Source organism: Monashia sp. HAY1-2A, from assembly GCF_056755315.1.
Genome location: NZ_JBNDHY010000358.1, coordinates 1 through 290, shown reverse-complemented (window position 1 = coordinate 290; position 290 = coordinate 1). Strand labels below are relative to the sequence as shown.

Annotated in this window: 1 protein-coding gene; it reads right to left on the bottom strand. The window is 68.3% G+C overall.

The features are described 5' to 3' along the window. Positions 1-201, bottom strand: a 201-nt coding sequence (locus ACPYOM_RS22280; RefSeq protein ID WP_481347632.1) for a hypothetical protein, incomplete at its 3' end; no start/stop codon positions are given. Between the last annotated feature and the right edge of the window lie 89 nt (positions 202-290).

Genomic DNA, 290 nt, shown 5'->3' with positions numbered 1-290 from the left:
CCCCCCCCCTCCCAAAACAAACACACACCCCCCCAGATTACTACGCGTCTCGTGGGCTCGGAGATGTGTATAAGAGACAGCGTGCGACTCGTGCAGCGTCACGACGTGCTCGTCGAGGCGCTCGGGTCGCTCGGCAGCCTGTCGTGGGACTGCGTCGTGGCGGGTTCCCTCGCTGTCTCTTATACACATCTCCGAGCCCACGAGACGCGTAGTAATCTGGGGGGGGGGGTTCTTCTTTGGTGGGAGGGGGGGGGGGGGGGGGGGGGGGGGGGGGGGGGGGGGGGGGGGGG